At 44.8% G+C, this 19,903-nt stretch carries 15 protein-coding genes; 6 read left to right on the forward strand and 9 right to left on the reverse strand.

What is annotated here, in order from left to right; all coding sequences use genetic code 11:
* Positions 1-69: 69 nt before the first annotated feature.
* Positions 70-831: a DeoR/GlpR family DNA-binding transcription regulator gene (locus L3V32_RS15510; RefSeq protein ID WP_005392240.1), complete on the reverse strand. Its 762-nt coding sequence runs from the start codon at positions 829-831 to the stop codon at positions 70-72.
* 433 nt (positions 832-1,264) lie between these two features.
* On the opposite strand from L3V32_RS15510, the gene pykF reads away from it, so the two are divergent.
* Both pykF and L3V32_RS15520 read left to right on the forward strand, forming a co-directional pair.
* The gene (gene pykF, locus L3V32_RS15515) at positions 1,265-2,677 is read left to right on the forward strand and encodes a pyruvate kinase PykF (protein WP_005392243.1); all 1,413 of its coding nucleotides are present in this window, start codon (positions 1,265-1,267) and stop codon (positions 2,675-2,677) included.
* A 157-nt stretch (positions 2,678-2,834) separates the two neighbouring features.
* Positions 2,835-3,521, forward strand: coding sequence for a GntR family transcriptional regulator (locus tag L3V32_RS15520; RefSeq protein ID WP_006742739.1), 687 nt, complete (start codon positions 2,835-2,837; stop codon positions 3,519-3,521).
* A 64-nt stretch (positions 3,522-3,585) separates the two neighbouring features.
* On the opposite strand, the gene L3V32_RS15525 is transcribed toward L3V32_RS15520, so the two are convergent.
* The 8 genes from L3V32_RS15525 to L3V32_RS15560 form a co-directional block, all read right to left on the reverse strand.
* Complete coding sequence (locus L3V32_RS15525) at positions 3,586-5,466, reverse strand: GGDEF domain-containing protein (RefSeq protein ID WP_237284660.1); 1,881 nt, start codon at positions 5,464-5,466, stop codon at positions 3,586-3,588.
* A gap of 109 nt (positions 5,467-5,575) precedes the next feature.
* On the reverse strand, positions 5,576-6,070 hold the full coding sequence (gene ilvN / locus L3V32_RS15530) for an acetolactate synthase small subunit (protein ID WP_005392253.1): 495 nt from the start codon (positions 6,068-6,070) through the stop codon (positions 5,576-5,578).
* A gap of 1 nt (position 6,071) precedes the next feature.
* Positions 6,072-7,796 carry an acetolactate synthase 3 large subunit gene (locus tag L3V32_RS15535; protein ID WP_005392255.1) on the reverse strand — a complete coding sequence of 575 codons (1,725 nt, stop codon included), beginning with the start codon at positions 7,794-7,796 and terminating at the stop codon, positions 6,072-6,074.
* A gap of 449 nt (positions 7,797-8,245) precedes the next feature.
* Entirely contained in the window at positions 8,246-10,054 is a 1,809-nt protein-coding gene (locus L3V32_RS15540) for a long-chain fatty acid--CoA ligase (protein WP_124007415.1), read from the reverse strand.
* A 293-nt stretch (positions 10,055-10,347) separates the two neighbouring features.
* On the reverse strand, positions 10,348-11,307 hold the full coding sequence (gene calR / locus L3V32_RS15545; RefSeq protein WP_005379693.1) for a LysR family transcriptional regulator CalR: 960 nt from the start codon (positions 11,305-11,307) through the stop codon (positions 10,348-10,350).
* A gap of 556 nt (positions 11,308-11,863) precedes the next feature.
* Positions 11,864-12,910, reverse strand: coding sequence for an MJ1255/VC2487 family glycosyltransferase (locus L3V32_RS15550; RefSeq protein ID WP_005392259.1), 1,047 nt, complete (start codon positions 12,908-12,910; stop codon positions 11,864-11,866).
* A 3-nt stretch (positions 12,911-12,913) separates the two neighbouring features.
* Complete coding sequence (locus L3V32_RS15555) at positions 12,914-13,462, reverse strand: phosphatase PAP2 family protein (RefSeq protein WP_005392260.1); 549 nt, start codon at positions 13,460-13,462, stop codon at positions 12,914-12,916.
* 152 nt (positions 13,463-13,614) lie between these two features.
* Positions 13,615-14,412, reverse strand: a complete 798-nt coding sequence (locus L3V32_RS15560; RefSeq protein ID WP_237284661.1) for an SH3 domain-containing protein — start codon at positions 14,410-14,412, stop codon at positions 13,615-13,617.
* A gap of 514 nt (positions 14,413-14,926) precedes the next feature.
* Between L3V32_RS15560 and leuA the strand changes: the two genes are divergently transcribed.
* From leuA to leuD, 4 genes are all read left to right on the forward strand, one after another.
* Positions 14,927-16,474 (forward strand): 2-isopropylmalate synthase, encoded by a 1,548-nt coding sequence (leuA, locus tag L3V32_RS15565; RefSeq protein WP_237284662.1) that lies wholly within the window; start codon positions 14,927-14,929, stop codon positions 16,472-16,474.
* A gap of 82 nt (positions 16,475-16,556) precedes the next feature.
* Positions 16,557-17,648 (forward strand): 3-isopropylmalate dehydrogenase, encoded by a 1,092-nt coding sequence (gene leuB / locus L3V32_RS15570; protein WP_237284663.1) that lies wholly within the window; start codon positions 16,557-16,559, stop codon positions 17,646-17,648.
* A gap of 110 nt (positions 17,649-17,758) precedes the next feature.
* A complete protein-coding gene (leuC, locus tag L3V32_RS15575; RefSeq protein WP_109168754.1) occupies positions 17,759-19,159 on the forward strand; it encodes a 3-isopropylmalate dehydratase large subunit in 1,401 nt (466 codons plus the stop codon).
* 11 nt (positions 19,160-19,170) lie between these two features.
* On the forward strand, positions 19,171-19,773 hold the full coding sequence (leuD, locus tag L3V32_RS15580; RefSeq protein ID WP_104971226.1) for a 3-isopropylmalate dehydratase small subunit: 603 nt from the start codon (positions 19,171-19,173) through the stop codon (positions 19,771-19,773).
* Positions 19,774-19,903 lie beyond the last annotated feature (130 nt).

Genomic DNA, 19,903 nt, shown 5'->3' on the forward strand with positions numbered 1-19,903 from the left:
AGATAGAGGCAGCAAGCAAAGGCCTGTATTCAGAGGGAAGTGAAATATGAAACTGATTACATTATTAGATTAGGCGCAAATGACTTTCACGCCATGTTGTTCAATCTGTATTTTGTGTTCTTGCTGAATATCAGCATCCGTCACTAGCACATCAATTTGATGCCAAGCGAGCTCTAAATTCGGGATCTTACGACCGATTTTTTCCGATTCGATCATGACGATCACTTCGCGCGACACTTCCGCCATTACCTTACTCAAACCAACCAATTCATTAAATGTTGTGGTGCCGCGTTCGAGGTCGATGCCATCCGCACCGATAAATAGCTGGTCAAAGTCGTAAGCTCGTAACACAGATTCGGCTACTTTGCCTTGAAAAGATTCTGAGTGCGTATCCCAAGTCCCGCCAGTCATCAGCAGTGTTGGTTCGCTCTCTAATTCATTAAGGGCGTTAGCAACATGCAACGAGTTGGTCATGACAACTAAGCCACGTTTGTCATTCAACTGTTGAATCAACGCAGCCGTCGTACTACCACTGTCGATCACGATGCGATTATGGTCTCGAATCAGTGATGCCGCTGCTTTTGCCAAGTTTAGCTTTCGAGTCGAAACATTAGCGCTCAATTCTTCGTGAATGACTTCTGTTGGGATAGCAATCGCACCGCCGTAGCGGCGTAGAAGTTGGCCATTTTTCTCTAAAGAAGCTAAATCCTTTCTAATCGTGACCTCTGAGGTTTCGAATTTCTGAGCGAGTTCGTCAACGCTGACTTCTCCTAGCTCAGAAACCAAGTTAGAAATGGCGTGTCTTCTTAGTTGAGTGTTTCGTTTCGACATTTACGCTTTGAATTTAAGTTTCGATGTGAAACTTATTATAGTCAAACCGAAACTTTCAAGTCCATTTATTTCGATCCAAAAAATTAATATTTCTCGATAAAACCTTGTCCTAAGACAATTCTTAAACAGTGATATTGGATTCATTCAGTGGTAGAATTCGCCACCGAAAAGAAAAAAAATTACAGAATTGAAGGCTATTTTTTTGCAACTTTCTGCATATAAAGTGGGATTAGTCACAAAAAGGTAACCAAAATCGCCGACCTTTTAGTCATAAAATGACTAAACTTGGTGAAAGACTTTCAGAATCTGAAGTACTGATAATGAGGCGAAAAATCGGTGGGTGACAGGCACTAAATGTCATCAATAACGCCCTAACTTCAGAGTAAACAACCGACTTTCAAATTGTAACTATACTTACCGGAGAGTATCTTCCATGAAAAAGACCAAAATCGTATGTACGATTGGCCCTAAAACTGAATCTGTAGAGAAGCTAACTGAGCTAGTGAACGCAGGCATGAACGTAATGCGTCTTAACTTCTCTCACGGTGACTACGAAGAACACGGCACTCGTATCGCGAACTTCCGTAAAGTAATGGAAGCTACTGGCAAACCACTAGCAATTCTTCTAGATACTAAAGGTCCAGAAATCCGCACTATCAAGCTAGAAGGCGGCAACGACGTTGATCTAGTAGCTGGTCAAGAATTCACTTTCACAACTGACACTTCAGTTGTAGGTAACAAAGATAAAGTTGCAGTAACTTACGCAGGTTTCGCAGCAGACCTAAACGTAGGTAACACTATCCTAGTCGACGACGGTCTAATCGAGATGGAAGTTATCTCTAAGACTGAAACAGAAGTTAAATGTAAAGTACTTAACAACGGTGCACTAGGCGAGAACAAAGGTGTTAACCTTCCTGGCGTTTCTGTAAACCTACCTGCTCTATCTGAAAAAGATAAAAACGACCTTAAATTCGGTTGTGAGCAAGGCGTTGACTTCGTAGCTGCTTCTTTCATCCGTAAAGCTTCTGACGTTCAAGAAATCCGTGAAGTTCTAGCGGCAAACGGCGGCGAGAACATCCACATCATCTCTAAGATCGAAAACCAAGAAGGTGTTGATAACTTCGACGAGATCCTAGAGCTTTCTGACGGCATCATGGTTGCTCGTGGTGACCTAGGTGTTGAAATCCCAGCTGAAGAAGTAATCTTCGCTCAGAAAATGATGATCGAGAAGTGTAACCGTGCACGTAAGATGGTTATCACTGCAACTCAAATGCTTGATTCTATGATCAACAACCCACGTCCTACTCGTGCGGAAGCAGGCGACGTTGCTAACGCAGTAATGGACGGTACTGACGCAGTAATGCTTTCTGGTGAAACAGCGAAAGGTAAGTACCCAGTTGAAGCGGTAACTATCATGGCTCAAATCGCGAACCGTACTGATTCAGCGCTAAAAGCTGAGCTAGGTTCTCGTCTAGACAGCCCACGTCTACGTATCACTGAAGCAGTATGTAAAGGCGCAGTAGACACAGCTGAGAAACTGGCTGCTCCACTTATCGTTGTTGCAACTGAAGGTGGTAAATCTGCACGTTCAGTACGTAAATACTTCCCAACTGCAAACATCCTAGCACTAACAACAAACAAGAAAACAGCAGCACAACTTGTTCTAACTAAAGGTGTGACGCCAGTTGTTGTTGATTCTATCGAAAGCACTGACGCATTCTACGTAGCAGGTAAAGAGCTTGCTCTAGAATCTGGTCTAGGTAACAAAGGCGACATCGTAGTGATGGTTTCTGGTGCTCTAGTCGCTTCAGGCACTACGAACACAGCTTCTGTACACGTACTATAATACTGAACTTTTCATACTTCAGTTGATTGATAAAGAGGGCTTATGCCCTCTTTTTTTATATGGCTTTCTTGCTCTAATAATAGCCTAACTGTATCATTCACCATGCGCAGAATTGCGTACTGTTTAATTTTGTCGTCACGATTAAAATTTCTATGAGGTGTATGTGTCCAGTCCCACTCTTACCGACAAAGTATCAAAAATGATCCGTCAGGATATTCTCGATGGCGTGCTTAAACCGGGTCAAAAACTCGTGGTTGCGGAACTCAAAGAGAAGTACAACGTAGGAGCGTCACCCATTCGCGAAGCTTTGGTGCAGTTATCGTGGAGCAAATACGTCAAACTCGAGCCGCAAAAAGGCTGCTGGGTTGCACCTGTATGTAAAGATGAGTTGAATGACTTGTACGAGAGCCTACAAATGGTCTCTGCATGCCTACTAAATAAAGCAATTGTGATTGGCGATGAAAATTGGGAACTGGACGTCCTAACCGCTTATCACAAGTTATCCCGCTCTAAATCTGGCGAAAGCTTTTGCTGGAAGGAATGGGAAGAACGCCATAATCAGTTTCTTACTGCGCTGTTTGAAGGCGCTGGCTCTGCCAATATGTTTGGGTTTTTCCGCGATCTACTCACGCAAATTAAGCGTTACCAATATTTTGCTATGCAAATGTTAGGTACTGGAAACCCAGGGCACTGTAATATCGATGAGCAAGAAATGCTGATGAAGACATCGTTAGATAAAAAGAGCCAGGATGCTTTAGGTTATCTAGAGCGTTATTTGAGACAGTCAATGCAGTGTATCGAAGCGGCCATCGACAACCAATATCGCATACTGGCTAGCGAATAACGCTGAGGCTAAAATAAGCATAAAAATCGGGGTCTATCCCCGATTTTTTGTTTTTGAAAAAGAGCTAAGCAATATCATCGAAACTATGACATAGTGATACGCAGTTACGCCCTGCACTTTTGGATTCATACAAGGCAATATCAGCACATTTATAAGTGCGCGTGCGATCGGAGGTTAAATCACTATACCCGGCGCTAACGGTAATAGCTCTATCACTGCGCAGTTGAACTGCCACACGTAACCGGTTCAATACAACTTCTGCTTCTTCGAGCGTGGTGTGCGGCATGATCACCGCAAACTCCTCACCACCGACACGAGACACAAAGTCAGTACTGCGCACCTCTTTAAGAAGAGTCTCAGCGACACTGCAAATCACTTTGTCCCCTTCATCGTGCCCAAGTTCATCGTTAATGCGCTTAAAGTGGTCAATATCAAACAACGCCAAACATGCAGGGGGACTGTCAGGATAACGCTCAATAATCCCGGCATATTGCGCTAATTGCTCTTCAAATTTTCGGCGGTTCCACAAGCCCGTCAAACCATCTTTTTCACTGAGGTTGCGTAGCTTTTCTTCCAGCTCTTTTTGCTCGGAAATATCCACCAGCGACGTGATGTAATAGCTTACTTTACCTGACTTGGTTAAGTTTGCCTGAATGCGCATAATGGCGGTAAATACGTGATTAAACTTGGTTCGACAACGAACCTCACCTTCCCAAACGTGCTCGTTCGCAAGCTTATTCCAAATATTGAGGGTCGACTCGAGATCTTCCGGTAAGAAAATTAGATTATGCGCATTCCAGCCTTGAGTATACTTGGTGGAATAGCCCATCATGTTTTCAAATTCTTGGTTCACCATAATGATTCGATGCGACGCATCTGAGATCATCACCGCAGTCATGCCATCAAGTGCAGCCCGAGCTAACTTCGACTCCATGCTATGACGTCGATAGTGCAGGGCCAGCGCAGTCGTTGGTAAAGTAAAACCAAACACCAAACTTAATACAAAAAACGCTTCTTGGATTAAGTCATCAATATCTCGCTGAGATCGAGATAGTAATTGCTCATTCGTGAGATCAATCACCAGATGAAGAGGTTCACTAGAAACAAATTGGATCGTGCTATACGCAATCAAATTCGAGCCGTTGTACTCATAGCCCGAAACTTCTGAGATCATCGTGCGCCAAATGTTGGGGTACATCCGGCCAAAATTAAATTGAGAACGAGCTGGGATAATATTGCCGTACAAGCGTGATGACTTAGGACTCGCGATATAAAAACCATCACTTTTAATTAACTCAATATGAAAATCCCGCACCGGTGAGTAGTTGAGTCGAGAAGATAAATACTCAATATCAACATTAAGAACAAGATACCCTTCGCGTTTCCCATTGAGAGAAATCGGCATCAGAATACGCAATGAAGGGCTATAAGGGTAAACAAGCTCACCATTTTCTCGCTCCAGCTCAATCCCCCACGACGCAATTTCATCATTACCTAAACCTTGCGCGTAATGAAAATAATCCCGCTCTGACTTGTCATGTAATTTGAGGGCGGGTGCAGCGATACCCGTTTTGAAATCGTAATTAATCCGTGCTTTTTCCTGACCGGTAATATCAAGAAAACGAATTTGTTTATATAGCTTTTGGTTGATCGCAACCGAGATCCACATATCTTCTAAGATAGAAAGGTTGACTCGGTTCGGCTGACGTAGATAGTCGTAAAGACTTTGGCTGTGACCGAGAAGATCGCTGATCGTCTCAATTTGATCCTGAATATTGTTGTATTCGCGACCAGTATAAGCCAGTTGGTGTAATGCTTCTTGAGCGGTATTCTCAACGTTACTCTCTAATAACGTCAGATATTTCTGATAATAGTAAACTGCAGTGAGCGCACTAAAAAATAGTGCTGTCGCCAACAATGTGCCGACTCGCTTAGGTATTTTCACGCGTCTACTGCCTATAATGCTTACTAAAACGACAATTATATCATTAATTGTTATTTTCTAAACAAAAAGCCACTTAGATTAAGTGGCTTTTCTATATGCAATTAGATAATTACGGTTTGAGTGCGCGCTCACCTCGGGCAATGCCCACTACCCCACTACGAGCAACTTCGACGACTTCAGTTACTTCAGATATCGCTTGAATGAAGGCATCCAACTTTTCACTCGTGCCCGCAAGTTGTACCGTGTATTGAGCAGCAGTGACATCCACGATCTGGCCACGGAAGATGTCTGCCGTCCGTTTCACTTCTGCTCGCGCAAAACCGCTGGCTTTCACTTTCACCATCATCAGTTCACGTTCGATGTGCTCGTACTCGGTGACTTCTTGTACTTTCAGCACATCGATCAATTTGTGTAACTGCTTCTGAATTTGCTCCAACTGCATCTCATCAGACGTCGTGGTAATGTTCATTCGCGACAGCGTTTCATCATCTGTCGGTGATACCGTCAAAGATTCAATGTTGTAACCACGTTGAGAGAACAAACCAACAACACGAGACAACGCACCCGGTTGGTTTTCCAATAGCAGTGAAATAATGTGTCTCATATTAAGTTCTCTCCGTTTTGCTTAGCCACATTTTATCCATACCCTCACCTTTAATTTGCATCGGGTATACGTGTTCGGTTTCGTCTACGTTGATGTCCACAAACACCAGACGATCTTTCATATCCAACGCTTTTTGTAGCCCTTCTTCGAGCTGATCAGGCGTTTCGATACGAATACCGACGTGACCATAAGCTTCTGCAATCGCTGCAAAATCAGGAACAGAACTCATGTAAGAATTAGAGTGACGACCTTGATAAATAATGTCTTGCCATTGTTTTACCATGCCTAGGAATCGGTTGTTCAGGTTGATGATCTTCACTGGAATATCGTATTGCATGGCTGTCGAAAGCTCTTGGATATTCATTTGAATACTGCCATCGCCCGTAACAACCACGACTTCTTCTTGTGGCATGGCAAACTTAACACCCATACCAGCCGGAAGGCCAAATCCCATAGTGCCCAATCCACCCGAGTTGATCCAACGGCGTGGTTTGTTAAATGGGTAGTAAAGTGCAGCAAACATCTGGTGCTGACCCACATCAGAAGCAACATACGCATCACCATTGGTCAGCTTGTGCAAGGTTTCAATCACTTGCTGTGGCTTAATTCGCTCTGGTGACTTCTCATAAGCCAAACAGTTGCGGTCACGCCACACCTGAATGTCATCCCACCATGCGGTGATGGCATCTTCATCGTTCCCACCTTCTTGCTCTGCCAGCAGGCCAAGCATGGTTGTAAGCACTTTTTCCGCAGAGCCTACGATAGGTAAATCCACCTTCACGTTTTTCGAGATCGATGATGGATCGATATCAATATGCATGACTTTTGCGTTTGGGCAGTATTTTTCAAGGTTGTTCGTCGTGCGATCATCAAAACGCACACCGATACCAAAAATAAGATCCGCTTCATGCATCGCCATATTGGCTTCGTAAGTACCGTGCATACCCAGCATGCCCAGTGAGTTTTTGTGCGTTCCAGGGAATGCGCCTAGTCCCATCAACGTACTGACTACTGGAAGGTTCAGCTTGTCGGAGAGCTCTAAAATATGTTCATGAGCGCCAGAAATCACCGCACCACCACCGATATAAAGCACTGGTTTTTTCGCTTCTAACAGCGATTTAAGCGCTTTTTTAATCTGGCCTTTATGACCCGACGTCGTCGGCTTGTAAGAACGCATTGAAAGCGTTTCTGGGTATTGGTAAGGCAGTTTGATTTGCGGATTCATTACATCTTTCGGCAAGTCAATCACTACTGGACCAGGTCGACCTGTGGTCGCGATATAAAACGCTTTCTTGATCGTTTCAGGAATATCTTCCGCTTTTTTCACTAAAAAGCTGTGTTTGACCACTGGGCGAGAGACACCAACGATGTCACATTCTTGGAAAGCATCATTACCAATTAGGCTATTAGGTACATTACCCGAGATAACGATCATTGGGATGGAGTCCATATAAGCCGTGGCAATACCAGTAATGGTATTGGTCGCGCCCGGACCTGAACATACCAGTACGACACCCGGTTTACCGGTAGCGCGAGCGTAACCATCTGCCATATGAGTGGCGGCTTGCTCATGCCTTACAAGTACGTGTTTGATTTGATCGGTTTTGGCATGCAGTGCATCGTAGATATCCAAAACAGAGCCACCTGGGTAGCCAAAGATCTGCTCTACGTGCTCTTCTATCAGAGATTGAACCACCATCTCTGCGCCTGACAACATTGCTGTCATAATTGCTCTCCTTAGCCAGTTTCCTCACCGTAAGGTCAACGGATTGGTCTGGTTTTACATAGTCTAGGTCTTATTCGTAGCCTAATCGAAATACTTCCACGTTTTCGGCTATGTCTTGCGTTCGTCATAACATCCCGCAAGGTTACCCAACAAATGTAACGTTTTATTATCAACGGGTCTAATGAGAGATTGGTCTACTTTTTAAACAAGATGCTAGTAATTAGAATGTTAGTAGGAATAGCAGCCACACATACCTTATTTCACAGTACAACCTAAAAATTTAACGTTCAAAAAAAGAACATTATTTCAGAACCTTTTAAGTATAGGGTGCTAAATAGCTGTATTTGGTGAGCAAAATAGAAAGAATCAACACAAACAAAAATCCCCAGTAATGCGCAATCACATCACTGGGGATATTTTCATCAATATAAAATCTAAGTCAGCTTAAGTTACTTTTTATCCGACTTTTCCTTATACATTTCTTCAATTTCATCTTGGTATTTGTCATTGATGACTTTACGACGCAGTTTTTGAGTTGGCGTTAACTCACCATCATCCATAGAGAAAGCTCTTGGTAACAGTTTAAACTTCTTCACCTGTTCAAACTTTGCCAACTCTTTTTGGAGATCGTTAACACGCTTTTCAAGCATTTCGACCACTTGGTGATGCTTAATCAATTCAACGCGATCGTGATACTTGATATTCAGCTCTTTCGCATACTCTTCAAGAGAATCAAAACACGGCACAATCAGCGCCGAGACAAACTTACGCGTGTCCGCGATAACCGCGATTTGCTCGATGAAGTGGTCTTTACCAATCGCACCTTCAATCATTTGTGGAGCGATGTATTTACCACCTGAAGTTTTCATCAACTCTTTGATACGATCAGTGATGAACAGGTTGCCATTTTCATCAATGTAACCCGCATCGCCAGTTTTTAGGAAACCGTGCTCGTCAAAGGTCTTTTCGGTCTCTTCTGGCATTTTGTAATAGCCACGCATCACCATTGGACCACGCACGAGAATCTCGTTGTTCTCACCGATCTTCACTTGCGCGCCAGGCATCGACATACCAATAGAGTCTGGATTAAAGCACTTATCATCCCAACACGATACTGTCGCCGTGGTTTCAGTCATGCCGTAACCTAACTTCACATTGATACCAATCGCGTGGAAGAATCGGCCTATGGTTTCATCTAACTTTGCACCGCCACACGGCATAAAGTTGATTTGTCCACCAAGTAACGCACGCAGCTTGCTCAGAACCAATTTATCCGCCAGGGCATATGACTTGCGCAGCATGAGAGATGGCTGACGTTTTTCTTGATGACAAGCGGCCATTTTTGCGCCCATGTTCACAGCCCAAGTAAACATGATCTTGCGATGAATTGGCGCGCGAGACACTTTCTCGTGAATCGCAGAGAAGATCTTCTCATAGAAACGCGGCACGGCACACATCACGGTAGGTTGCACTTGGCTCAGTGCATCACGTACCTGCATGGTGTCTTGCAAATAGCAGTTGGTCGCCCCTTTGTACAACACATAAAAGGTCCAAGCGCGTTCAAATACGTGTGACAGCGGAAGGAAACACAGTGACACATCACTTTGAGAAAGGCTCAAACGTTGATCGTGCCCTTCCAATTGCGCTGCAATGTTTGCGTAGTCCAACATGACACCCTTTGGTTGGCCTGTGGTACCAGAGGTGTAAATCAGCGTGAGTAGATCATCTTCCTTTGCTTGCTCTAAACGTGCGTCCAATTCAACTTGGTATGTAGTATCGCCTTTGGCGACAAATGCTTGCCAAGAGATAACGAAATCATGCTCGCCAAGTTCGATATCATCAGACATTGCAACAATGAGCTCTAACTGCTCGCACTGGTCGAAAATGCTCACTGCTGCGTCAAATTGTGGCTGCTCACCAACAAACAGCACTTTGACGTCTGCGTTGTCAATGATGTACGCCGACTGAGCGGCGGTATTGGTTGGGTAAATAGGTACTGTTACGCCGCGTAGTTGTAGCGCTGCAATATCAGCAATCGTCCATTGCGGCATGTTGTTCGAGAAAATGCCGATTTTATCTTGGACTCCTAATCCCTGAGCCAAAAGTGCAAGTGATAAAGCATCAACTTGCTGACCAAATTGCGTCCACGTAATACCTTGCCATTCCTCACCCACTTTATGCTTGAGTGCAACGCGTGTACCACCGTTCGCAATTTGTTCACGAATACGTTTAACGATATGAAAATCTAACTTGGCCATTCTTTTACTTACCTTTTGGCTTACAGGCGTAAGCTAATTGAGCGAACAAGTGTACTCACGGCTTGCTAAAACGCAACTGACCAGTATCAAACTTATCACTAATAAGAGACAACTATCACTTATACGTCGCGAACATATCCAAAACTGCTGAATGATTACTCTATTTAACTTACTGTTTCGATTGTTGATTGCTAAAACAAAAAGCCCCGAGAGACAAAATCTCTCGGGGACCAATGAATTGTAAAAATTGATGATTACCAATATGGTCTTAACCGATACGACCAAACGTCATCTTATTTTGCGGCAACCACTTCACCACAAGTGATCATCAGTTGATCGCGCAGCCAAATGTGGCCTTTATCTTTTTCACTTGATTCATGCCAACTTAAGAAGCCGCTGATTTCCTTATTTGCAAATGGGAAGTCTAGAATTTGCAGCTGATCGCTGTTTACCGCATTTTCTGCCATCCAACGTGGCGCGATAGTCACAAGCTCAGATTGACCCACCACATATAGCAGGTTGCTTAGACTAGAGCCTTCGTACGCGGCTTGGCAATCCAGTTCACGATATGCTTGTTCTGAGAAGCTACGTTGACCGTGCACTTTCGATAACTTCGCATGTTTTTCGTTAAGCAGTTGCTCGGCCGTTACACCACCTTGAATGCGTGGGTGTGTTTTTGACGCGATAACCACTAATTCATCTTTGAAAATTTCAGTACTTGAGAAACCTTGCTCATCAAAGCGAGCATAATCGATCACGAAATCAATTTCTTGATAGCGCATACGCTCAGACAACAGACGGTCAAATTCTGCATCTAGGTGAAGCTGAACATTTGGTGCTTGTTGATTCACTTTTGCCATGATCTTCGGAGCAAAACGCATGTCACAAGGGCTGCAAATCGCCAGCTTAAATAAGCGAGTCGAAGATTCTGGTTGGAATACGGAGCTAGGAAGTTCATTACGAATCAGCTGTAATGCTTGGCGAATTGGACCAAACAATTGACGAGCACGTTGCGTTGGCTGAATACCACGGCCCTGACGCATAAACAGCTCGTCGTTAAACATCACTTTTAGGCGTGCCACGGCATTACTTACTGCTGGCTGAGACATGCCTAAGTTATGTGCTGCACGAGTAATATTTTGCTCTTGCATCACAGCATCAAATACAGTCAGTAGGTTTAAATCTACACCACGCAAAGTGCTTTCCATACGGTAGCTAGCAATTGCGCTCATCGCATCTTTCTTCTCTAACATTGAGTGCGCCTCTTTTGTAATCGTCAACTTTGTTCATTAAATTCATAACGAATAGAATCCCATCTCGCACAAAAGACGGCGGCTGGATTCGAATCATTTTACGAATAGATAACCTAACTTTTTATTATATTTGCTGTCCGGATACTTCCGGCTCGAACTGTACTATCAACTAATCGATTGCGGTTTCGCAACTAGATTGATATTTAATCAGTAAATTTTAGCCGATTAGGTATTTACCCTTTAAATAACAATAACTTGATAAAAACATAAAAAACTATAAAACACGTAAAAGCGCATTCTTTGAGGAAGTATTTAGCAAATTGATGAGACGGATGGTCACCACACGCATGCATTTATCCTAGTTATTAGTCGAGGGCAAACCAACAGATGACGACTATATCTCTGAGTGAAATTTGCACTTATCAGTCAAATTATCAGCAAATACACATTGAATAGAAATGAAAGAGAAAGAATAAAAATGCAGCCTTCTAGATTGAAAGGCTGCAACAAAATCGTGTCAAAAATAGGAAGGAACAATGTACTTAGAACAACGTACTTAAATGTTCGACACGTAACTTGGGAAATCAACTTGCTCCCACAACTGTTTGGATAACTCCGCTTGTGAATCCCACGCGCCTTGCAATACCCAATGGACAATGGCCTGAGCAACGTCTGGATATTTCACACTTTCGGCTTGCTGCTCCTTTAGCCACTGACGTACTGCAGAAATGTCTAAGCTCTCCATCGACATCGCAAGCCCTAAGTCTTCTAAGGTCGCGACATTGCTTTGTTGCTCAAACTGACCTGCCAGTGGCTTAAGCAATAATTTTTTCCCTAGAGACAGAGCTTCCGAAGGGAGCTCAAATCCACCATTGGCAATGACACCACTACACCGATGCAAATGATGCTGAAAGTTGCTGTGGCATAAAGGGCGTAATTCTATGTTTTCCACTTGCTCACATTCGATCACATCGGGGTGATAACAGATGAACGCTTGCTGGTTAAAATGGAACAACAAATCCGAGATGTCTTCAATGGATTCGAACGGTAGGTAAACCAAAACAAAATCGTCATTTTCTGCTTGGCTATCGACGGTATGTACAATTGGCGGCAACAAAGGTTGATCAAAATGATGCCAATGCAAACCAAGGTGGTGTTGAGAAGGCGCAAAGTATTCAATGACGGATTTGTCTAACCAACTCGCTCCCTTTAACGGCACTGGATAACGGAAAGCATTTTGATGACTGATACCAATCGACGGCTTATTTTGTTGTTTTGCCGCCCATGCCGTAACAGGCTCGAAATCATTGAGCACGAGATCATAGGACGACAAATCAAGCTGTTTAACTTCTTTGCAAAATTGCACTAAATTGTTACTCAATGCTGTTTTCGCATAGTTCACTGAACCTTTTTCAGTGATAAAGGTGAAGCCTCGGCGAGTCTGATAATCGCCAAACGCTTCCATTGAAAAGTACTTTTCAGGCGCTCGTCCAGAAAACAAAAAATCGACCTCAACATCGTGCTCTTTAAACGCATGACTCATCGCCCTCGCACGCGCAATATGTCCGTTTCCTGTCCCTTGAACACCGTATAAGATTTTCATCAATTAGCCTCCCAGCATCGCAATCGCTAACCCACCACAAAGGCTACCTAGCAGTGCACCAATGATGACATCGGTAAAAAAGTGCACCCCCAATAAGATTCGCGCAGTTCCGATTAAACTTGCCCAAAAGAATGCAGCAATACCTAAACTCGGATAAAAGTGCTCAATCAACGTCGCCATCACGAACGCTGCGGCAGTGTGTCCTGAAGGAAGACTGTAGCGATCAGAGGGGGTAATAAAAGCAGGAAGGAGTGCACTGAGTTCTTCAGGGCGACGACGCTTAAAACTGTTTTTCAGCGTCCAATAAATTGGCAACTCGATGGCAAAAGCAAGTAAACCCGCCAGTAAAAACCAAACTCCCTGCTCTTTATCTAAATACCAAGCTAATAAACCTAGCACCAAGTACAGATGTCCGTCACCACTGTGGGAGACTCCTTTACTGATGTTGGCAACTTGCTGATTAAAACGATGCTTAAGACAAACACTAGAGAGCGCTAAATCAAACTTAGCAATGGTTGCAATTGGCTGTGTAATTGTCTCTATGGTTCGCATGTGGCCTTTCCTTACTTTGACAACGCCGTTGTGTGAAAAGTAGGAGGTTTAGGTGACAACTGCATGACGGGAGTTTGGACAATTAATGACAAATGCCAAATTAGAGTGTGCCCAATAATCTATCTATTGGGCATAACCATAAAAATAGAACATTAAGAAGGGTTTGATGGTTGCGGTTGAGGGGTGTCTATATACCAGACTTTTCTCTTCTTACGACAGGCGCGCAAAGAGCCCATCGTCATGTCGCCATCTTTTGTCAGCTCGTAGCTAAGGAAGCGGCAAGTGTAATTTCCTGACAGTTCATGCTCGATGCCCGTTTGCTCAGTTGTGCTCGAAGCAGACTCTAAAAGAGGATTAGGCTGTGTAGAAAGAATGTCACGATTTACCACATTGCTGCGCGCATAATCCTTATGGACGTAACCTTTTATCACGCCTTTCTGTTCAACAAGAAACCAAGGTTGATCCTCCACTTTTGCCAACACATTAAAAACTTCCCCTTTCGATAACACGCCAAGCTTTTCTCCTTCTAGGCTCGGCTTGGATCGCAAGTTTAATGTGGTCTTAGAGCGATAGGAGACATCCATAAACTCAACGGGGTTTGAGGTATCCACACCGTCAGCTGTTGGTCGGAAGACTTCCGCTTGTTGTTTCTCACTAGGTTGCACTCGGATCTTCCACCACGAATAGGTTTCCGGATCTTTGCCTTTAAATTTATCTCGACTGTCCGACTCAAGAGCAACGAGCATTTGATTCAAAAACGATTCACGTCCCTCGTAGCTCAAGAATCGATCCATTTGATCATTAATCACCATGACACTCTGAGAGTGATCATTAATAGCAACAGGGGAAATCTCTGCCATATAGGTTTGAGCTTGAAACAGCTGACAACCCGATAAGCTGACCAGAGTAAATACTGCGGCTGAACGTCCAAATTGTTTTGCTAACCTCATTATTCCTTAACCCTTCTTTTTACCTAGTGCAACTGCACTACTATAAATGGTCATTCAAAACTTTTGCCAAACAATTCGGGCCTTTGTGTGACAAGTCGCAATCCCAATGCTTGTTTTGGTAATGAAACGTCGCAAAATTGATGAGAACTTGCCTCTTCTAGCACGTTTCTATCGCACCATGCAGTTTCACTTAGCGCATCATTTTTCTCGAGTAAATGAAAAGACTCATCCGATATGAATAAAAAATCGACTTTAGGGTTGACGCGCTCCATGGAGTGCGGTACTAATTTGTTAACTTAATTATGTGGAAAGCTTAACAACTATGTCAGCTCATTTTTCTATTCTGCTTAGCCTCCTCCTGATCGTGACCAGTTCGCGCGGGTAGGCTGTGGAAGAAAAATAACCACACCGATTTCTAAGAACCCGCATGAGAATGCGGGTTTTTTTATATCTAAATACTGGAAGTAAACGATTAACTTGCACGTAAAGTGCAGAAATCAGGAAGGAAGCAAACATGAACGATCAGGTCATTATATTCGACACCACATTGCGTGATGGCGAGCAAGCGTTGTCAGCAAGCTTGACGGTTAAAGAAAAACTGCAAATTGCCTATGCGCTGGAAAGACTCGGCGTTGATGTTATCGAAGCTGGCTTCCCAATCTCTTCACCTGGTGATTTCGAGTCGGTACAAACCATTGCAAAAAACATCAAAAACAGTCGAGTTTGTGCCCTTTCGCGTGCCGTTGCGAAAGATATTGATGCCGCCGCTGAAGCATTAAAAGTGGCCGACCAATTCCGTATTCACACGTTTTTAGCCACTTCCACCATTCACGTAGAAGACAAACTACGCCGCAGCTACGACGATGTACTTGAAATGGCGGTCAACGCCGTTAAACATGCGCGTAACTACACCGATGATGTCGAGTTTTCTTGTGAAGATGCAGGGCGTACTCCTATCGACAACCTATGTCGCATGGTAGAAGCTGCCATCAATGCAGGTGCGAGCACAATCAACATTCCAGATACCGTTGGCTACACAGTACCAAGCGAGTTTGGTGGCATTATTCAAACCCTTTTCAACCGCGTTCCAAACATTGATAAAGCGATCATCTCCGTTCACTGTCACGACGACTTGGGGATGTCAGTTGCCAACTCTATTGCCGCCGTTCAAGCCGGCGCGCGTCAGATAGAAGGCACCATCAATGGCATTGGTGAGCGAGCGGGAAACTGTTCACTTGAAGAGATCGCAATGATCATCAAGACGCGTCAAGAGTTCTTGGGCGTTCACACTAGCATTAAACATGATGAAATTCACCGCACCAGTAAATTGGTGAGCCAGTTATGCAACATGCCAATTCAGAGCAACAAAGCGATTGTGGGCGCGAATGCCTTTAGCCACTCTTCAGGTATCCACCAGGATGGCATGTTAAAGAATAAGAATACCTACGAAATCATGACCCCTGAGTCGATTGGCCTTAAAAACCAAGCACTAAACTTAACCAGCCGTAGTGGTCGCGCAGCCGTGAAGAGCCACATGGACACCATGGGATACAACGAGGACGAGTACAACCTAGACGCTCTATACGCGGACTTCTTGAAACTTGCCGACCGCAAAGGCCAAGTGTTCGATTACGATCTAGAAGCCCTAATGCACTTCTCGAACCTGCGTGAAGAAGATGACTTCTACAAACTGAACTACCTAAGCGTGCAATCGGGCAGCGTAATGGCCACCACCAGCATCAAAATGCAATGTGGCGATGAAGAAATGTGTGAAGCGGCAGTCGGTAATGGCCCAGTTGATGCGCTATACCAATGTATCTACCGCGTGACAGGCTACGACATCGTACTGGATAAATTCGACCTAACCGCGAAAGGCGAAGGTGAAGATGGTTTGGGTCAAGCTGACATCATTGCCAACTACAAAGGTCGTAAATACCACGGTACAGGCGTTTCCACCGATATCGTTGAAGCTTCCGGCCAAGCACTATTGCACGTTATTAATAGCATCCACCGTGCAGACAAAATCGAAGAAATGAAGCAGAAAAAGATTGCGACTGTGTAATAACAACCGAGCTGCATGGCTCAGGAAAGAACACGCTCGTTGAAATAATTAAGCTCAAAATTAGAAAACTTAAAGGATTAACATGACAGACAAATCATACAAAATTGCCGTCCTACCCGGTGACGGCATCGGCCCGGAAGTAATGGCGCAAGCACACAAGGTATTGGATGCTATCGAAAAGAAGCACGGTATTGCGTTTGAGCGTGACGAGCATGATGTAGGCGGTATCGCGATCGATAATCACGGCTCTCCACTTCCAGAAAGCACAGTAAAAGCGTGTGAAGAGTCTGATGCAGTCCTATTCGGTTCAGTTGGCGGTCCGAAGTGGGAGCACTTGCCACCAAATGACCAACCTGAACGCGGTGCCCTACTACCACTACGCAAACACTTCCAACTGTTTTGTAACCTACGCCCAGCGCAAATCCACGCAGGCCTGGAAGCTTTCTCACCACTTCGTGCTGACATCTCAGGCCGTGGTTTTGACATCGTGGTGGTCCGTGAACTGACTGGTGGTATCTATTTCGGTCAACCAAAAGGCCGTGAAGGCGAAGGCGCGACAGAAAAAGCGTTTGATACTGAGGTGTACCACCGCTTTGAGATCGAACGTATTGCAAAAATCGCCTTTGAATCTGCTCGCTTGCGTCGCAAGAAAGTCTGCTCTATCGATAAAGCGAACGTTCTACAAAGTTCAATCTTATGGCGTGAAGTGGTCGAAGAAATCGCGAAAGATTACCCAGATGTCGAGCTGTCACACATGTACATCGACAACGCAACCATGCAGCTTATCAAAGACCCAGCACAGTTCGACGTCATGCTATGTTCAAACATCTTCGGCGACATCATTTCTGATGAGTGCGCAATGATCACTGGCTCAATGGGTATGCTGCCTTCAGCAAGCCTTAACGAAAGTAAGTTCGGTCTGTACGAGCCAGCAGGCGGCAGCGCACCAGATATCGCAGGTAAGAACATCGCCAACCCAGTAGCACAAATCCTATCGGCAGCACTGATGTTACGTTATAGCCTTGGCGAAGAAGCCACAGCACAAGACATCGAAGCAGCGGTGTCGAAAGCACTTTCAGCTGGCGAGCTAACAGGCGACCTTGCAGTCAACAACCCGGCACTTACAACATCAGAGATGGGCGATAAGATCGCTGAGTACATCTTAAACTCGTAATACAGAACAGATTCATAATAAATACTAAATCCTCTATCCACCAATGACTTACCTCTAAGTCATTGGTGCTAAAACAAAGCAACAAGGATAACGAGGAAAGGAAGCAAACAATGGGCAAAACACTATACGAAAAAGTCTACGACGCACACGTTGCCGTCGCAGCAGAAGGGGAAAACCCTATCTTGTACATCGACCGTCACTTGGTACATGAAGTGACGTCTCCGCAAGCATTTGACGGCTTGCGTGAAAAAGGTCGCAAAGTGCGTCAGGTCAGCAAAACTTTTGCCACTATGGACCACAACGTTTCGACAACCACCAAAGATATCAACGCATCCGGTGAGATGGCGCGTATCCAGATGGAAACGCTATCAAAAAACTGTGAAGAGTTTGGCGTTACGCTTTACGACATCAACCATAAATACCAAGGTATTGTGCACGTTATGGGCCCAGAGCTTGGTATTACCCTACCGGGCATGACGATTGTTTGTGGTGACTCGCACACGGCTACACACGGTGCATTTGGCTCGCTAGCATTTGGTATTGGTACCTCTGAAGTTGAGCACGTATTAGCAACTCAAACGCTAAAACAAGCGCGCGCTAAAACGATGAAGATCGAAGTGAAAGGCAAAGTGGCTCCGGGCATCACGGCGAAAGATATCGTGCTAGCCATCATCGGTGAAACCACAGCAGCAGGCGGTACAGGCTACGTAGTTGAATTCTGTGGTGAAGCGATCACAGACCTTTCAATGGAAGGCCGCATGACCGTATGTAACATGGCAATTGAGCTAGGTGCGAAAGCCGGTTTGATTGCGCCAGATGAAACCACGTTCGAGTACATCAAAGGCCGTAAATTCTCACCTCAAGGTGCCGACTTTGATGCAGCAGTAGAATACTGGAAGACATTAAAAACGGACCATGATGCTCAGTTTGATGCGGTCGTGACACTAAACGCAGCGGATATCAAACCACAAGTCACTTGGGGTACTAACCCAGGCCAGGTTATCGCGGTAGACCAACCGATCCCAGCACCAGAAAGCTTTGCTGACCCAGTAGAAAAAGCATCGGCAGAAAAAGCTCTGGCTTACATGGGTCTAGAAGCAGGCAAGTCATTGTCTGATTACAACGTCGATAAAGTCTTCGTTGGTTCTTGTACTAACTCACGTATCGAAGACATGCGCGCCGCGGCGGAAGTGGCGAAAGGTCGCAAAGTCGCGTCTCACGTTCAAGCGCTAATCGTTCCTGGCTCTGAGCAAGTAAAGGCGCAGGCGGAAGCAGAAGGCCTAGATGTCATCTTTAAAGAGGCGGGCTTTGAGTGGCGCCTACCAGGTTGCTCGATGTGTCTAGCAATGAACAACGACCGTTTGGGTCCACATGAACGTTGTGCGTCTACTTCAAACCGTAACTTTGAAGGCCGTCAAGGTCGTGATGGCCGTACCCACCTAGTGAGCCCTGCGATGGCAGCGGCGGCAGCAATTGCTGGTCACTTTGTAGATATTCGTGAACTAGACTAAGGAGCAAACAAATGTCAGGCTTTAAACAACACACAGGCTTAGTTGTTCCTCTAGATGCAGCGAACGTTGATACTGATGCCATCATTCCAAAGCAGTTCCTACAAAAGGTCTCCCGCCTAGGCTTTGGTAAACACTTGTTCCATGACTGGCGCTTCCTAGACGATGCTGGCGAACAGCCAAATCCAGAGTTCGTGATGAACGCACCTCGCTACCAGGGCGCGTCTATCTTGCTGGCTCGTGAAAACTTCGGCTGTGGCTCATCTCGCGAGCACGCACCGTGGGCACTGGCGGATTACGGCATAAAAGCGATGATCGCACCAAGCTTTGCCGATATCTTTTACGGCAACTCGATCAACAACCAAATGGTGCCAGTTCGTTTGACTGAACAAGAAGTGGATGAAATCTTCCAGTTTGTTGAGGCAAATGAAGGTGCAGAAGTCGAGGTCGACCTAGAAGCGAATGTGGTTCGTGCCAACGGCAAAGAGTACAGCTTTGAAATTGATGAGTTCCGTCGTCACTGTTTGTTAAATGGTTTAGACAATATTGGGCTAACGCTTCAACACGAAGATAAGATTGCTGAGTACGAAGCGAATATCCCAAGCTTCTTGCGTTAAAACGCATTAGTAAATACACAAATCAAGGGCTGGCAATTGTTGGCCCTTTTAATGTTTTAAGTGACTGATTTTATAGCGCTTTACTTACGAAATACCGAACGCCTCTGTTGAAATTCGTCATCCTGAACAG

This window comes from Vibrio sp. J2-4, assembly GCF_021728155.1.
In the GTDB taxonomy this organism is placed as follows: Bacteria; Pseudomonadota; Gammaproteobacteria; order Enterobacterales; family Vibrionaceae; genus Vibrio; species Vibrio diabolicus.

What these genes read in the sequence shown, in the direction of transcription:
- calR (WP_005379693.1), bottom strand. Translation starts at nt 11,307, where the DNA reads ATGTTAGAGAAGAAAGATGCGATGAGCGCAATTGCTAGCTACCGTATG.
- leuC (WP_109168754.1), top strand. Translation starts at nt 17,759, where the DNA reads ATGGGCAAAACACTATACGAAAAAGTCTACGACGCACACGTTGCCGTC.
- pykF (WP_005392243.1), top strand. Translation starts at nt 1,265, where the DNA reads ATGAAAAAGACCAAAATCGTATGTACGATTGGCCCTAAAACTGAATCT.
- L3V32_RS15535 (WP_005392255.1), bottom strand. Translation starts at nt 7,796, where the DNA reads ATGACAGCAATGTTGTCAGGCGCAGAGATGGTGGTTCAATCTCTGATA.
- ilvN (WP_005392253.1), bottom strand. Translation starts at nt 6,070, where the DNA reads ATGAGACACATTATTTCACTGCTATTGGAAAACCAACCGGGTGCGTTG.
- L3V32_RS15560 (WP_237284661.1), bottom strand. Translation starts at nt 14,412, where the DNA reads ATGAGGTTAGCAAAACAATTTGGACGTTCAGCCGCAGTATTTACTCTG.
- L3V32_RS15550 (WP_005392259.1), bottom strand. Translation starts at nt 12,910, where the DNA reads ATGAAAATCTTATACGGTGTTCAAGGGACAGGAAACGGACATATTGCG.
- leuB (WP_237284663.1), top strand. Translation starts at nt 16,557, where the DNA reads ATGACAGACAAATCATACAAAATTGCCGTCCTACCCGGTGACGGCATC.
- L3V32_RS15555 (WP_005392260.1), bottom strand. Translation starts at nt 13,462, where the DNA reads ATGCGAACCATAGAGACAATTACACAGCCAATTGCAACCATTGCTAAG.
- leuD (WP_104971226.1), top strand. Translation starts at nt 19,171, where the DNA reads ATGTCAGGCTTTAAACAACACACAGGCTTAGTTGTTCCTCTAGATGCA.
- leuA (WP_237284662.1), top strand. Translation starts at nt 14,927, where the DNA reads ATGAACGATCAGGTCATTATATTCGACACCACATTGCGTGATGGCGAG.
- L3V32_RS15540 (WP_124007415.1), bottom strand. Translation starts at nt 10,054, where the DNA reads ATGGCCAAGTTAGATTTTCATATCGTTAAACGTATTCGTGAACAAATT.
- L3V32_RS15510 (WP_005392240.1), bottom strand. Translation starts at nt 831, where the DNA reads ATGTCGAAACGAAACACTCAACTAAGAAGACACGCCATTTCTAACTTG.